Raw genomic sequence first — 15,033 nt, 5'->3', positions numbered from 1 at the left:
TCAGGCCTTCAGCCGGTAGAACACCGTGCTGCACCCCTGGCCCTGCGGGCAGCTTTTGCAGCCGCCGCTCAGACAGGCGCCGTCATCCTGTTCGATGCGTTCCACTTTCCCCATCGCCGTCAAACGGTCCAGCATCGCCTGCACCAGCGGCAGCGGCGTCGCCAGCGATTGGCTGAGCTGCTGCGCCTGAGCGCTGCCGCGCAGCGCCAACGCATCGCGCACCTGCAGCAGCCCGGCCATCAGTGGCAGCTCCCTTTGGCGCCCTGACAGCAGGCCGCCGGCGTGGCGTTGCCCAGGCGAACCGTGACGCGGCTGCGCGCCCGGCGCAGGCCGAACAGCACCAGCAGGTTTACCAGCACCACCGCCAGGATCGCCGTCAGGCTGTACTGCGGATGTTGGTTGAAGGTGGCCGCCTGATAGAACAGCGTCGCCAGCGAGTAGGCGACGTTCAGCCCCCACAGGATTGAGAAGGTCATCCAGCCGCGGCTCGATTCACGGGCGATGGCGCCCATCACCGAGACGCAAGGCACGTACAGCAACACGAAGATCAGGTAGCTGTAGGCGGAGATGCCGGAGCCGAATTTGCTGCTCATCACGCCCATCGAGCCGACGCCCATCTCGCCGTCGCCCTTGCTGGCTTCGATCGGGTTGGAGAGCACGCTCAGGCTGAAGGTGTTTTTCAGCCCGTCCCAGGTTTCCTGCAGCGCGCCGCCCAGCTCGTCGAGCAGGTTGAAGTTGGCGGCGTCGAACGCCTCTTTATTGATGTGCTCGGCGGTGTACAGCGTGTTCAGCGTGCCGACCACCACTTCTTTCGCCATCGCGCCGGTCACCAGGCCGACGGTGGCCTGCCAGTTATCGCTGTGGACGCCCATAGGCTGGAGCAGCGGCGTCAGCACCTTGGAGACCGAAGCCAGCGCGGAGTCGTTGATGTTGTCGACCGTCTTGCCGCTGAACGAGAAGCTGTTCAGGCCGCCGATGAACATGCTGGCGACCACGATCACCTTGCCGGCGCGCAACACGAAGCCTTTCAGCCGCTGCCAGGTTTGCAGCAGCAGGCTTTTCAGGTGCGGCACGTGGTAGACCGGCAGCTCCATCACGAACGGCGAGGCTTCGCCGCGCATGAGGGTGTATTTCAGCACCAGGCCGGTTAGGATCGCCACCGCGATGCCGAGCATATACAGCGAGAACACCACGCCGGCGCCGTCCTGGCCGAAGAACGCGGCGGCGAATACCGCGAAGATTGCCAGACGGGCGCCGCAGGACATGAACGGCGCCATCATGATGGTGATCAGGCGTTCGCGTTGGGCGTCCAGCGTACGGGCGCCCATGATGGACGGCACGTTGCAGCCGAAGCCGACGATCAGCGGCACGAAGGATTTGCCCGGCAGCCCGAGCGCCTGCATCAGGCGGTCCATCACGAACGCCGCGCGCGCCATGTAGCCGGAGTCTTCCAGGAACGACAGGAACAGGTACATCATGCCGATCTGCGGCACCAGCGGCAGCACGGTGTTGATGCCGCCGCCGACGCCCTGCGCCAGGAAGACGGTCAGCCAGTCGGGGAAGTGCAGGGTGTAACCCAGCCACTGAATGCCCTGAATGAAGATCGCCGCCGAGCCGATATCGAAGATCGGCTGCAGCGCGCCGCCGATATTGATCGCCAGCAGGAACATCAGGTACATCACCAGCAGGAAGATCGGTACGCCCAGCCAGCGGTTGAGGATCACTTTATCCAGTATGTCGGTCAGGCGGTTGGGCATCGCCTGCTGCGAGTTGCTGACCGCGTCGCACAGGGCGGCGATGGACTGGTAGCGCGCGTCGGCGATCACCAGCGCCGGGTCCTCCTGCTGCTGCTGTTGCAGCGCCTGAATGGCCGCTGGCAGCCGCGCCACGGCGGGGCCGGCCAGGCGATGGCTGTAGATGTCGCCCTCCAGCATCTGCAGCGCCAGCCAGCGGCGCTGCGCCGCCGGCAGCGTTTGCGGCATGGCGTCGCTCAGCGTGGCGACCTCTTTCAGCAGCAGCGGCGGGTAGTTCACCAGCGCCTGCTGTTCGTTGATGCGATGATTGTCGATCATTTGTTTCAGCACGCCGATGCCGTCGGCGCGGGTGGAGACCATCGGCACTACCGGGCAACCGAGGCGCGCCGACAGCGCGGCGACGTCGATATCGATATGCTGGCTTTTGGCGATGTCGAGCATGTTGAGCGCCACGATGCAGGGAATGCCCAGCTCCAGCAGCTGCAGCGTCAGGTAGAGGTTGCGTTCCAGGTTGGAGGCATCCACCACGTTGATCAGCAGATCGGCGTCGCCGCTCAAAATGTAGTGGCAGGCGATCTGCTCATCGAGCGACGTCTGCTCCGAAATGGTGGTCAGGGAGTAGGTGCCGGGCAAATCGACCAGCCGCACGTCGGACTGCGGGGTGGTGAAATGGCCTTCCTTGCGTTCGACCGTCACGCCCGCCCAGTTGCCGACCCGCTGGCGCGCGCCGGTCAGTTGGTTGAACAGCGTGGTTTTGCCGGAGTTCGGGTTGCCGATTAAGCCGATGGTGAGTTTTTTCATAGTTCTGCGTGTCGTCTTCAAGGAGAACAGCGCCGGCGCAAAGGCGCACCGGCAAACGGAGGGCGCGCCGGCTCAGGGCTGGCCGTCGAGCTGCAGCAGCGCCAAATCCTTCCTGCGCAGCACCAGGCTGACGCGGCGGGTTTTAATTTCTATCGGATCGCCCAGCGGCGCGACGCGCACCACGTCGAACGAAGAGCCGGGCAGCATGCCGAGCGATAACAATTTTTGGCGGTAGGCCGGCGCAATCTCGCTGGAAAAGCCGACAATCTTATATGTGTGTTTAGGTTGAAGCTGCATGTCATTAACCTTCCGGGTGCCGATGAGCATCGGGCTGATGATAATTGGACGTTGCCGGCGAAAATGCCACGCCGTCGGCGGTATTCATCCATAAGGTCATGCAATAAAGTGAGCGAAAATAATAGTAATTATCATTATCGCGTTCAATACAAAAAGTAAGGGTATTGTAACCAATTATTATGGTGACGGCAGTTTTTAATGGCGTTGTCTTGATTAACGATGTTTTATCACTGCTTGCACTTGGGAACAAATGAGAATGGCGAGTTAAATCAGTTACGTATTTGTAGCCAGGTTATCTCGTTTGCAAATGGCGATGGCGTTTTTTCCTTTTTTATTTCTGGTGAAAGGCAATTCAATAACATTATTCCGCCGTAATGCGAGCGGTAACCATTTGTGTTTCGCTCACAATTCGCAAAATGAAAAATACGTGTTAACGGAGTTGTTAATAAACGGCTGCAGAAGGGATTTTTGCTGGCTGAATAATGGGAGGACGGTCACACAAGAACGGGAAATAAAAAGATGATGGTTTATTGAGGCGGGTCAAAAATGCCGCAAGTTTTCTTCATTGGAAAGGGCGGAGCAGGCTCCGCCCTGTTGGTCTGACTTAGCGTTTCTTGCCGAAAGCCGCCGCCAGCGCGTCGCCCATGGCGCTGTTGCCGGCCGGCGCCGCATTGCGCGGTTTAGCCTTGTTGGCGGGCGCCGAACGGTTGGCGTTGTCGCGCTGTGCCGGCGCGTTGCCGCCGCGGCGCGGCGAGCCTTCGCCCGGTTGCTCATCCAGACGCATGCTCAGCGCGATGCGTTTGCGTTGCAGATCGACTTCCATCACCTTCACTTTGACGATGTCGCCGGCCTTCACCACGGTGTGCGGATCTTCGACGAACTTGTCCGCCAGCGAGGAGATGTGCACCAGGCCATCCTGATGCACGCCGATATCCACGAAGGCGCCGAAATTGGTGACGTTGGTCACCGACCCTTCCAGGATCATGCCCGGCTGCAGATCGTTGAGGGTTTCTACGCCTTCGGCAAAGGTGGCGGTTTTGAACTCAGGACGCGGGTCGCGGCCCGGCTTCTCCAGCTCTTTCAGGATGTCGGTGACCGTCGGCACGCCGAACTTGTCGTCGGTGAAATCGACCGCTTTCAGGCTGCGTACCGCCGAGGCGTTGCCCATCAGATCCTGCAGCGCCTGCTCGGTGGCGGCCAGAATGCGCTGCACCACCGGGTAGGCTTCCGGGTGGACGGTAGAGGCATCCAGCGGGTTGTCGCCGTGGTTGATGCGCAGGAAGCCGGCGCACTGTTCGAACGCTTTCGGCCCCAAACGGCTGACTTTCAGCAGCTGTTCACGGTTGCTGAAGCGGCCGTTCTCGTCGCGCCAGTTGACGATATTCTGCGCCATCATGCGCGTCAGGCCGGCCACGCGGGTCAGCAACGGCACCGAAGCGGTGTTCAGATCGACGCCGACGGCGTTCACGCAGTCTTCCACCACCGAGTCCAGCTTTTTCGCCAGCTGGCTCTGGCTGACGTCGTGCTGATACTGGCCGACGCCGATGGATTTCGGGTCGATCTTCACCAGCTCCGCCAGCGGATCCTGCAGACGACGGGCGATGGACACCGCGCCGCGCAGCGACACGTCGAGATCCGGGAACTCCTGCGCCGCCAGTTCGGACGCGGAGTACACCGACGCGCCCGCTTCGCTGACGATCACTTTTTGCGCCCGGACGTCGCTGAACTGCTTTTGCAGGTCGAGATAGAAACGCTCGGTTTCACGCGAAGCGGTACCGTTGCCGATCGCCACCAGCTCCACGTTGTGTTTGATGCACAGCGCCGCGACGATGGCGGCGGCTTTGGCCGCTTGCCCGGTGTGCGGATAGACGGTGTCGGTGGCCACCAGTTTGCCGGTCGCGTCGACCACGGCGACTTTCACCCCGGTGCGCAGGCCCGGATCGAGGCCCATGGTGGCGCGCATGCCGGCCGGCGCGGCCATCAACAGATCATGCATGTTGCGGGCGAAGACGTTGATCGCTTCATCCTCCGCGCGTTCGCGCACCGTGCCCATCAGCTCGGTTTCCAGGTGCAGCAACACCTTGATGCGCCAGGTCCAGTTGACCACCGCCTTGCGCCAGGCGTCGGCCGGAGCGTTGTTCAGGCGCAGATTGAGGTGATTGATGATGATCAGCTCCGCCTGGCTTTCGCGCGGCGCTTCCTCAAACTGCGGATCGGCGTTCAGCGCCAGCTGCAGCACGCCTTCGTTGCGGCCGCGGAACATCGCCAGCGCGCGGTGCGAAGGCACCTGGGAAATCGGTTCGTGGTGATCGAAGTAGTCGCGGAACTTGGCGCCTTCGTCTTCCTTGCCCTCGACCACTTTGGAGACCAGATGGGCGTTTTTCCACAGGTAGTCGCGCACCTTGGCCAGCAGCGCGGCGTCTTCGGCGAAGCGCTCCATCAGGATATAGCGCGCGCCGTCGAGGGCGGCTTTCACGTCCGCCACGCCCTTCTCGGCGTCGACGTAGCGTTCAGCCAGCTGTTCCGGCTGCTGTTGCGGATCCTGCCACAGCGTGTCCGCCAGCGGTTCCAGACCGGCTTCGATGGCGATCTGGCCACGGGTGCGGCGCTTGGGTTTGTACGGCAGGTAGAGATCTTCGAGTTCGGTCTTGCTCAGCGTGGCGTTGATCGCCCCCGCCAGTTGTTCGGTCAGTTTGCCCTGTTCATCGATCGACTTCAGGATGGTCTGACGACGATCTTCCAGTTCACGCAGATAACCCAGGCGGGTTTCCAGCTGGCGCAGTTGGGTGTCGTCCAGGCCCCCGGTGACTTCCTTACGATAGCGTGCAATAAAGGGCACGGTATTACCTTCATCCAGCAGACGGATGGCGGAGTCGACTTGCTCCGGCCGGGCCTGCAGTTCTGTTGCAATAATGCGGCTCAGTGGGTCATTCATAGGTCTGGTATCTGTATTGAGAACGGTGAATAAACAGGGGACAGTTATACGGATTGATCGCGGAAAATGCCAGCGGAGCGGGCCGCCGCCGCGCGGCCGCGGCGTGGAGAACAGCTCGGGCGGCGGCGTTGGCGGCGGTTCGGAAAAAGCTGAAAGCTTACTTCGGGTAGTTTATCTCGTTAACGTACCACTGCGCCTCGCCCAGCGGGGTATTGACGGTGGCGACGTCCCCGACCTCTTTTTTCAGCAGGGCGCGCGCCATCGGCGCATCGATGGAGATGTAATCCTTGCGGCCGAAAATCTCGTCGTAGCCGACGATGCGAAAACGTTTGATCTCGCCGTCGTCATTCTCCACCTCCACCCAGGCCCCGAAGAACACTTTGCCTTCCTGCTGCGGGGAGTAATCGACGATCTTCAACTGCTCCAGGCATTTGGTCAGATAGCGGACGCGGCGATCGATCTCGCGCAGCCGCTTCTTGTTGTATTGGTAATCGGCGTTTTCGCTTCTGTCGCCCAGGCTGGCGGCCCAGGTCACTTTCTTGGTCACCTCGGGGCGTTCTTCGCGCCAGAGGTAATCCAGCTCTTGTTTGAGCTTGTCATACCCTTCACGGGTTATCAGTTGAGTTCTCATCGTGATTTATCTTTATGGGGCCACCGCCACAGTGTACGTGAATGCGGAGGGCTTTAAAAATGGCGCGCGGGCCTGCGCCTTGTCGCACGGTTTTTATTCAGTTTGCGCAGCTTTTAACAATCGGGAGTATGCTTAGCGATAGCGGAAAAAGAATGTGACGAAAGGAGGATATCTGGCGAGAGAGACAAGGAATTTTGGCGCACAACCCAACACATTGAAGGTATTACCGCATGGAATTTAAAGATTACTACGCCACGATGGGCGTTGAGCCCAACGCCGATCTGAAAACCATCAAAACGGCCTACCGCCGGCTGGCGCGTAAATATCACCCTGACGTGAGCACCGAAGACGACGCCGAGAGCAAGTTCAAGGAACTGGCCGAAGCCTATGAGGTACTGAAGGACGACGAGCGCCGCGCCGAGTACGATCAGATCCGGCTGCATCGCAACGATCCGAACTTTGGCCGCCAGGCGCGCGGCGATCACGGCGGCTATCAGCAGAGCGCCTCATGGCACGGCGGCGGCGCCGACGCGCAAGACTTCTCCGACTTCTTCGAGAGCATGTTCGGCGGGCGGGCGGCGGGCGGGCACCGTTCCGCTTCGCACTCGCATGGCGGGCATGGCTTCCGCGGCCAGGATCTGGAGATGGAGGTGCCGCTGTTCCTTGAGGAAACGCTGCATGGTCAAAGCCGCGAGATTTCCTACAAGCTGCCGGTGTACGACGAACTGGGGCGGCAGGTAAGCGAAGCCAGCAAGACGCTGAACGTGAAAATTCCGGCCGGCGTGGGCGACGGCGAGCGCATTCGCCTCAAGGGGCAGGGCGTTGCCGGCGTGGGCGGCGGCCAGAACGGCGACCTGTATCTGGTTATCCGCCTCGCGCCGCACCCGCTGTTTGAGATAGACGGCCACAACCTGAGCATCGTGGCGCCGCTCGCTCCGTGGGAAGCGGCGCTCGGCGCCAGCATTGAGGTGCCGACGCTGACCGGCAAAATCGCGCTGACCGTGCCGGCCGGCAGCCAGAGCGGCAAACGGCTGCGGGTCAAAGGCAAAGGGCTGGCGGGCAAGAAAGAGCCCGGTGACCTGTACGTTATTCTCAAGGTGGTGATGCCGCCGAAGCCGAACGAGAAGGCCAGCGCCCTGTGGCGGGAACTGGCTGAACAGGCGGCGTTCAACCCGCGCGCGGAATGGGAGTAAAGCAGATGATGAAAAAAGAAGATCACTTTCACCGTGGTGGAATTGTGTCAGAGGGTGGAGATTTCCGAGGACGAGCTGGTCGAGATCGTCGGCCTGGGCGTTATCGTGCCTCTGGAGCCGGCGCAGCCGCGCTGGGAGTTTGATTATCCGGCGCTGAGCCATCTGCAGCGCGCACGCAGGCTGCGGGCGGAGCTGGATCTGGACTGGCCGGGGATCGCCATGGCGCTGACGCTGCTCGACCGGGTTGATGCGCTACAGCAAGAGAACCGGCAGCTGCGCAGGCAGCTGGCGCGTTTCCTGCAAACTTCCTGACCCGAGAGCTGAACGCCACCGGGCGCCTCCCGGTGGCGAAATTGCACAAAATTGGGCCGTCGCCCCACATTGCGCCGATAAAGGGCGAAATTTTGACGAACCCCCGTCGACATTCACTGAAAATTGTTGATAAATGGGGAAAAGAATAAGCTTTGTAACAATTTCGTCTAGAATACATACCATTAAACGCTGTCTCAAATGGCAAGGTTTTCTAACAATATTCGAGTCAGGCAATAAAGCCTTTGGGAGTAATACCATGCAAGAGAATCATAAGATCCTGGTTGTCGATGATGACATGCGCCTGCGCGCGCTTTTAGAACGTTATTTAACCGAGCAGGGCTTCCAGGTTCGCAGCGTTGCCAACGCTGAGCAAATGGATCGCTTGCTGACTCGTGAATCCTTCCATTTGATGGTGCTCGATCTGATGTTGCCGGGCGAAGACGGCCTGTCCATCTGCCGCCGCCTGCGCAGCCAGAGCAACCCGATGCCGATCATTATGGTCACCGCGAAAGGCGAAGAGGTCGATCGCATCGTGGGCCTGGAAATCGGCGCCGACGACTACATTCCTAAACCGTTCAACCCGCGTGAGCTGTTGGCTCGTATCCGCGCGGTGCTGCGCCGTCAGGCGAACGAACTGCCGGGCGCGCCTTCGCAGGAAGAAGCGGTGATCGCTTTCGGCAAATTCAAACTGAACCTCGGCACCCGTGAGATGTTCCGCGAAGACGAGCCGATGCCGTTGACCAGCGGCGAGTTCGCGGTACTGAAGGCGCTGGTCAGCCACCCGCGTGAACCGCTGTCGCGCGATAAGCTGATGAACCTGGCGCGTGGCCGCGAATACAGCGCCATGGAACGCTCCATCGACGTGCAGATCTCTCGTCTGCGCCGTATGGTTGAAGAAGATCCGGCGCATCCGCGTTATATCCAGACCGTGTGGGGTCTCGGCTACGTCTTCGTCCCGGACGGCAGTAAGGCATGAGGCGATTGCGCTTTTCACCGCGTAGCTCGTTTGCCCGAACCCTGTTGTTGATCGTCACCTTGCTGTTCGTCAGCCTGGTGACGACCTATCTGGTGGTGCTGAACTTCGCCATCCTGCCCAGCCTGCAGCAGTTCAACAAGGTATTGGCCTACGAAGTGCGTATGCTGATGACCGATCGGCTGCAGCTGGAGGACGGCACGCTGCTGGAGGTACCGCCGGCGTTCCGCCGTGAGATCTACCGCGAACTGGGCATCTCTCTCTACACCAACTCGGCGGCGGAGGAGAGCGGCCTGCGCTGGGCGCAGCACTACCAGTTCCTCAGCCAGCAGATGGCGCAGCAGCTCGGCGGGCCGACCGATGTGCGGGTGGAGGTGAACAAGAACTCCCCGGTGGTGTGGCTGAAAACCTGGCTGCAGCCCGATATCTGGGTGCGCGTGCCGCTGACGGAAATCCACCAGGGCGATTTCTCGCCGCTGTTCCGCTATACGCTGGCGATTATGCTGCTCGCGATCGGCGGCGCCTGGCTGTTTATTCGTATTCAAAACCGCCCGCTGGTGGAGCTGGAACATGCGGCTCTGCAGGTGGGCAAGGGCATTATTCCGCCGCCGCTGCGCGAGTATGGCGCTTCCGAAGTGCGGTCGGTGACTCGCGCATTCAATCAGATGGCGTCGGGCGTCAAACAGCTGGCGGATGACCGCACTTTGCTGATGGCCGGAGTCAGTCACGACCTGCGCACGCCGTTGACGCGCATCCGCCTGGCGACGGAGATGATGAGCGCCGAAGACGGCTATCTGGCCGAGTCGATCAATAAAGACATCGAAGAGTGCAACGCCATCATCGAGCAGTTCATCGATTATCTGCGCACCGGGCAGGAAATGCCGACTGAAAGCAGCGATCTGAACGCCATTTTAGGCGAAGTGGTCGCGGCCGAGAGCGGCTATGAGCGGGTGATTGAAACCGCGCTGTCGCCGGGCGAGCTGATGATGAACGTGCATCCGCTGTCGATTAAACGGGCGGCGGTGAATATGGTGGTGAACGCGGCGCGTTACGGCAACGGCTGGATCAAAGTCAGCAGCGGCCGTGAGCTGCAGCGCGGCTGGTTCCAGGTGGAAGATGACGGCCCGGGCATCAAGCCGGACGAGTTGAAGCACTTGCTGCAGCCGTTCGTACGCGGTGACAGCGCGCGCAGCACCAGCGGCACCGGCCTGGGGCTGGCGATCGTGCAGCGTATTATCGACGCGCATGACGGCGAACTGGATATCGGCACCAGCGAGCGCGGCGGGCTATTGATCCGCGCTTATATTCCGTTGCCGATGGAGAAAAAAGAGTCGACCAACGGCCATCAAACGGCCAGGGAAACCGCCTGACTTCTGATGTGGGCCGCGCCGCTGCGGCCCCGTCAGGACTTTCTGCTCATCACGTAGTATTCCGCCGCATCCTCATGCAACCGGCGGCCGGTCGGCGCCTGCCACGGATCGATTAATTCGATGCCGCAGTGGAGGAAGTCTTTGGTATTGCGGGTGGCCAGGGCGGCGCCGTAATGCAGGCAGGTGGCGGCGATTTGGGTATCGGGCACGCTCATCGCTTTACCCAACAGCCGATTCCTTGCCGTCAATTCCGCGTATTGCATCGCGCACAGCCCATCAAACGGCAATATCTGCCCCTCGAACTTCAATTCAATGGCGTCCGCCAATTTCAGCTTGAGATCCCGCTGGCGTTTGTCGTCAGGCATGCAGGCCACGCCGCTGAACAGTTCGGCGAGGACAATGGCGCTGAGATAGAGCTCGTCATTGTCCTTTTCATTTAACCAGTTAATGACGTTGTAGTACGGGCTGGGACGCAGCGTTTCTGAAATGACGTTGGTGTCGATAATGATCATGCGTTGTCATCTTCATCATCAAAGGTGACGATGCGTGGCGGCACGGCGTCACGCGGTGGGATCTCCAGCTCAACGCCGCCGAATTCGGCGAAGTGCTGATGCATCCAGGTACCCAATCCATAGCGCGGCGGCTTTTTCACCAGCGCCTGTTTCAGGATCATGCGCGCTTCCTCTTCCATGGAATGGCCGTTTTTCGCCGCTGAGATACGCAGCAGCTCTTTGATTTCGTCGTCCAGATTTCTGACGGTGATAGTAGCCATTGAAACCTCCTTTGCTATCAATGATTGCATTGACTTATTCTCTCGTCTCACCGGTTAAAAAGCAATCAATTGAAATAAAAAAAGGCGCGGGATCCGCGCCTTAGCTGAAGAGGTAACGCTACCGAATTACAGCTTCGGGCCGGCGCTGACCAGCGCGGCGCCCGCAGGCGTGTCGGTGTATTTGTCGAAGTTGGTGATGAAGCGCTCGGCCAGATCCTGCGCTTTTTCCTGCCACTGCTCGAGGCTGGCGTAGGTGTTGCGTGGATCGAGGATCTCCGGGTTCACGCCAGGCAGCGCGGTCGGCATCGCCAGATCGAAGATAGGCAGGGTAACGGTTTCCGCCTTGTCGATTTCACCGCTCAGGATGGCGTCGATGATGCCGCGCGTATCTTTGATCGAGATGCGTTTGCCGGTGCCGTTCCAGCCGGTGTTGACCAGGTAAGCCTGGGCGCCGGCGGCCTGCATGCGTTTCACCAGCACTTCGGCGTACTGCGTCGGGTGCAGCGACAGGAATGCGGCGCCGAAGCAGGCGGAGAAGGTTGGCGTCGGCTCGGTCACGCCGCGCTCGGTGCCGGCCAGCTTGGCGGTGAAGCCGGACAGGAAGTGGTACTGAGTCTGATTGGCGGTCAGGCGCGATACCGGCGGCAGCACGCCGAAGGCGTCGGCGGTCAGGAAGATCACCTTGGTGGCGTGACCCGCCTTGGAAACCGGCTTGACGATGTTCTGGATATGGTAGATCGGGTAAGAAACGCGGGTATTCTCGGTTTTCGAACCGTCGTTGAAGTCGATGCTGCCGTCGGCCAACACGGTGACGTTTTCCAGCAGCGCATCGCGGCGGATCGCCTGATAGATTTCCGGCTCCGCCTGCGGCGACAGCTTGATGGTTTTGGCGTAGCAGCCGCCTTCGAAGTTGAACACGCCGTCGTCGTCCCAGCCGTGCTCGTCATCGCCGATCAGCTGACGCTTAGGATCGGTGGAGAGGGTGGTCTTGCCGGTGCCGGACAGGCCGAAGAACACCGCCACGTCGCCTTTCTCGCCCACGTTGGCCGAGCAGTGCATCGAGGCGATGCCTTTCAGCGGCAGCAGGTAGTTCATCATCGAGAACATGCCTTTCTTCATTTCGCCGCCATACCAGGTGCCGCCGATCAGCTGCATGCGCTCGGTCAGGTTGAAGGCGACGAAGTTCTCCGAGTTCAGGCCTTGCTGCTGCCAGTTCGGGTTGGTGCATTTGGCGCCGTTCATCACCACGAAGTCCGGCTCGAAGTCTGCCAGCTCTTCGTCGCTCGGGCGGATGAACATGTTTTTCACGAAGTGCGCCTGCCAGGCCACCTCGGTGATGAAACGCACTTTCAGGCGCGAGTCGGCGTTGGCGCCGCAGAAGGTATCCACCACGAACAGGCGCTTGCCGGACAGTTGCTCGGTGACCAGGTGTTTCAGATCGGCCCAGACTTCCGGGCTGAGAGGTTTGTTGTCGTTTTTGCCTTTGCCCTGATCGGCCCACCACACGGTATCGCGGGTGATGTCGTCACGGACGATGTATTTGTCTTTCGGCGAACGGCCGGTGAAGATGCCGGTATCGACGGAGACGGCACCCAGCTTGGTGACTACCCCACGCTCAAAACCTTCCAGAGATGGGTCTGTTTCTTCCTTAAACAGCAGTTCATAGCTCGGGTTGTGAACGATTTCGCTGACGTCGTGAATGCCGTAAGCGGCCAGATCCTGAGGGGTTATACCTTTAACGCGCATGTTACTACTCCTTGGTCACAGAATTTCTGGCGGCAATTGTAGGGATCTAACGGTGCGTAACCGCGATGGGTATCAAATATTTAACGTTTTAGGCGGTATTTCGTTACGATCTGAGAGATAGCACACGGAAAAAAGCAAACGTGCAAACGGCGGGGCTTGGCGGGCGCCGGGCGCGCCCGCCGAGAGGGTGTGACTTAGTGCAACCGATCGCTTTCGCCGGCGTTGCCCGCATACAACGCGGCAACATCAACCGGGTCAAAGACATAGTGGCTGCCGCAGTAGTCGCAGTGCATGTCGATATTGCCGTCCTGCTCCAGCATGTCCGCCACTTCGTCGGTCGGCAGCGTCAGCAGCGCGTCGGCGCAACGCTGGCGTGAACAGGTACAACGGAATTGCACGTCCTGCGGTTCATACAGGGTGACTTCTTCCTGATGATACAGACGGTACAGCACCTCGTTGGCCGGCAGGCCGAACAGCTCTTCGCTTTTGACCGTGTTGGTCAGTTGCACCAGGTGATCGAAATCATCGAGGTTGCCGTCTTGCGCCGGCAGCACCTGCAGCAGCATGCCGGCCGCCGCGGCATTGCCTTCCGCTTCGCCGGTGCGGATGAACAGGCGGGTCGGCAACTGTTCAGACTGGCGGAAGTAGGCTTCCAGGCATTCGGCCAGCGTTTCCCCTTCCAGACCGACCACGCCCTGATAGCGTTCGCCTTCCGTTGGGGAAATGGTGATGACCATGACGCCGTTGCCGATCATCTGATGCAGGGTGCTGTCGTCGGCGATAGGCGCCTGGGTGCGCGCAACGCCGCGCATCTCCTGGCGGTTGTTGCCATTGATCACCGCCAGCTTCAGCGGGCCGTCGCCTTGCAGCTGAACGGTGATGTCGCCGTCGAACTTCAGGGTTGCGGTCAGCAGACTGGTGGCGACCAGCAGCTCGCCCAGCAGTTTTTGCACCGGCGCCGGGTAGTCGTGGTTGTTCAGGATCTGCTGATAGGTTTCGCTGACGGTAACCAGCTCGCCGCGCACCGCGTAGTTTTCAAACAGGTAACGGTGCAATTGGTCATGGTTGGACATAATCTTCTCTCATTGCGGTGAGGGGTTATTCCTGCTCACCAAATTTAAATTTCATCAGGTCGCGCCGCTCCTTTTTGTCCGGACGTCGGTCCGGATGCGGCATGGTCAACGCGTTCATCTTGCGCGCCAGCGCCATTTTTTCGCGGTTGGCGATGCTGGCTTCGGTTTCCTGATACATTTGCTGCGCCTCGTTGGCGCCGCGGCGTTGGCTGGTCAGCGCCAGCACGATCACCGTACGTTCTTCGTTGCCCTGCCGCAGTTTGAGCTCGGCGTTGAGCTCGACAATCTTGCTCGGCTTGCCGCGCTGGCCGTTGTAATGCACCTTGCCGCCGTCGATCATTTCGCGCGCCAGCGCGCGGGTCTTGTAGAAGCGTGCGGCCCACAGCCACTTATCCAGTCGGACCGCGTCGTCGCGCGTCGCTTTTTCCTTCATGCTTCCCCCTTGGCCAGCGCCGGTATCAGCAGGCGGTAGTCGCGCATCGACGGATGGCGCTGGAAGCTTTTCTCCGCCGTGCTGGAGTCCGGGTTTTGCACGCCCAGGCAGTAACGAATGCCGAAAGTGCGCGCCGCGTCGAGGATCGGCTCGCCGTCGTCGACAAACAGCGTGCGCTGCGGGTTGAATCCGGTGTGCTGTTGCACTGCCTGCCACAGACGCTGATCTTCTTTCGGATAACCAAATGTGTGGGTGGAAAACAATAAATCAAGGTGCCGATCGAGGCCGGTATGCTCGATTTTCACCGCCAGGCTGTGCGGATGGGCGTTGGTCAGCAAAATGGTTTGCAGGCCGGCGTCGCGCAGCGCCCGTAAAAAAGGCTCGGTGTCTTCGCGCAGCCGGGCGCGGCTGCCCACTTCGCTGGTCATGCGGTAAATGTCCAGATCCAGCCGCTCGCTCCAGTAATCGAAGCAATACCAGTTCATGGTGTGCTGCACCGCCTGGTATTCCCGCTCGATGATGTGGCGGGCTTCGTCGAACGGAATGGCGCGCCTTTCGCTCAGCGCCTGCGGCACCAGGCTGAGCCAAAAGTGGCTGTCGAACTCCAGATCCAGCAATGTGCCGTCCATGTCCAGCAGCACGGTATCGATCTGCGGCCAATCAAACTCGGGAACCATAAAAACTCCACGGGCGGACCGACGGGCAGTCCGCAGATGAGAATAATAGCGTTAGCGTAGCATAAG

15 protein-coding genes are annotated in these 15,033 nt (G+C 60.3%); 4 read left to right on the top strand and 11 right to left on the bottom strand.

The features are described 5' to 3' along the window. From SERRSCBI_RS22135 to greB, 5 genes are all read right to left on the bottom strand, one after another. Positions 1-240: a FeoC-like transcriptional regulator gene (locus tag SERRSCBI_RS22135; protein ID WP_004930758.1), complete on the bottom strand. Its 240-nt coding sequence runs from the start codon at positions 238-240 to the stop codon at positions 1-3. Then, positions 240-2,555 carry a Fe(2+) transporter permease subunit FeoB gene (gene feoB / locus SERRSCBI_RS22130; protein WP_042785506.1) on the bottom strand — a complete coding sequence of 772 codons (2,316 nt, stop codon included), beginning with the start codon at positions 2,553-2,555 and terminating at the stop codon, positions 240-242. The genes SERRSCBI_RS22135 and feoB overlap by 1 nt, the downstream gene beginning before the upstream one ends. A gap of 72 nt (positions 2,556-2,627) precedes the next feature. Further along, entirely contained in the window at positions 2,628-2,852 is a 225-nt protein-coding gene (gene feoA, locus SERRSCBI_RS22125; RefSeq protein WP_042785505.1) for a ferrous iron transporter A, read from the bottom strand. Between the two features lie 604 nt (positions 2,853-3,456). Further along, positions 3,457-5,787: a Tex family protein gene (locus SERRSCBI_RS22120; protein ID WP_042785504.1), complete on the bottom strand. Its 2,331-nt coding sequence runs from the start codon at positions 5,785-5,787 to the stop codon at positions 3,457-3,459. A 157-nt stretch (positions 5,788-5,944) separates the two neighbouring features. Continuing rightward, positions 5,945-6,418 (bottom strand): transcription elongation factor GreB, encoded by a 474-nt coding sequence (gene greB, locus SERRSCBI_RS22115; RefSeq protein ID WP_033645289.1) that lies wholly within the window; start codon positions 6,416-6,418, stop codon positions 5,945-5,947. 230 nt (positions 6,419-6,648) lie between these two features. Between greB and cbpA the strand changes: the two genes are divergently transcribed. The 4 genes from cbpA (at position 6,649) to envZ (ending at position 10,266) form a co-directional block, all read left to right on the top strand. Then, on the top strand, positions 6,649-7,611 hold the full coding sequence (gene cbpA, locus SERRSCBI_RS22110; RefSeq protein WP_033645288.1) for a curved DNA-binding protein: 963 nt from the start codon (positions 6,649-6,651) through the stop codon (positions 7,609-7,611). A gap of 54 nt (positions 7,612-7,665) precedes the next feature. Then, the gene (locus tag SERRSCBI_RS22105; protein ID WP_121601172.1) at positions 7,666-7,923 is read left to right on the top strand and encodes a chaperone modulator CbpM; all 258 of its coding nucleotides are present in this window, start codon (positions 7,666-7,668) and stop codon (positions 7,921-7,923) included. A 256-nt stretch (positions 7,924-8,179) separates the two neighbouring features. After that, entirely contained in the window at positions 8,180-8,899 is a 720-nt protein-coding gene (ompR, locus tag SERRSCBI_RS22100; protein ID WP_004709363.1) for a two-component system response regulator OmpR, read from the top strand. After that, positions 8,896-10,266 (top strand): two-component system sensor histidine kinase EnvZ, encoded by a 1,371-nt coding sequence (gene envZ, locus SERRSCBI_RS22095; RefSeq protein ID WP_033645286.1) that lies wholly within the window; start codon positions 8,896-8,898, stop codon positions 10,264-10,266. Before ompR ends, envZ begins: the two co-directional genes overlap by 4 nt. A gap of 32 nt (positions 10,267-10,298) precedes the next feature. Here envZ and SERRSCBI_RS22090 read toward each other — a convergent pair whose 3' ends face one another. The 6 genes from SERRSCBI_RS22090 to yrfG form a co-directional block, all read right to left on the bottom strand. Then, positions 10,299-10,778, bottom strand: coding sequence for a type II toxin-antitoxin system VapC family toxin (locus SERRSCBI_RS22090; RefSeq protein ID WP_042785502.1), 480 nt, complete (start codon positions 10,776-10,778; stop codon positions 10,299-10,301). Next, the gene (locus SERRSCBI_RS22085) at positions 10,775-11,038 is read right to left on the bottom strand and encodes a plasmid stability protein (protein ID WP_004930730.1); all 264 of its coding nucleotides are present in this window, start codon (positions 11,036-11,038) and stop codon (positions 10,775-10,777) included. The genes SERRSCBI_RS22090 and SERRSCBI_RS22085 overlap by 4 nt, the downstream gene beginning before the upstream one ends. 126 nt (positions 11,039-11,164) lie before the next feature. Next, the gene (pckA, locus tag SERRSCBI_RS22080) at positions 11,165-12,784 is read right to left on the bottom strand and encodes a phosphoenolpyruvate carboxykinase (ATP) (protein WP_042785501.1); all 1,620 of its coding nucleotides are present in this window, start codon (positions 12,782-12,784) and stop codon (positions 11,165-11,167) included. 194 nt (positions 12,785-12,978) lie between these two features. Then, on the bottom strand, positions 12,979-13,857 hold the full coding sequence (gene hslO / locus SERRSCBI_RS22075; RefSeq protein WP_033645284.1) for an Hsp33 family molecular chaperone HslO: 879 nt from the start codon (positions 13,855-13,857) through the stop codon (positions 12,979-12,981). 25 nt (positions 13,858-13,882) lie between these two features. Beyond that, positions 13,883-14,290 (bottom strand): ribosome-associated heat shock protein Hsp15, encoded by a 408-nt coding sequence (gene hslR, locus SERRSCBI_RS22070; protein WP_033645283.1) that lies wholly within the window; start codon positions 14,288-14,290, stop codon positions 13,883-13,885. Beyond that, positions 14,287-14,967 carry a GMP/IMP nucleotidase gene (yrfG, locus tag SERRSCBI_RS22065; protein WP_025304546.1) on the bottom strand — a complete coding sequence of 227 codons (681 nt, stop codon included), beginning with the start codon at positions 14,965-14,967 and terminating at the stop codon, positions 14,287-14,289. The genes hslR and yrfG overlap by 4 nt, the downstream gene beginning before the upstream one ends. Positions 14,968-15,033 lie beyond the last annotated feature (66 nt).

Origin of the sequence: Serratia sp. SCBI, from assembly GCF_000747565.1 — a bacterium.
Taxonomy (GTDB): domain Bacteria; phylum Pseudomonadota; class Gammaproteobacteria; order Enterobacterales; family Enterobacteriaceae; genus Serratia; species Serratia ureilytica.
Note: the sequence above shows the minus strand (reverse complement) of the source record. Positions and strands in the feature narration are given on the sequence as shown.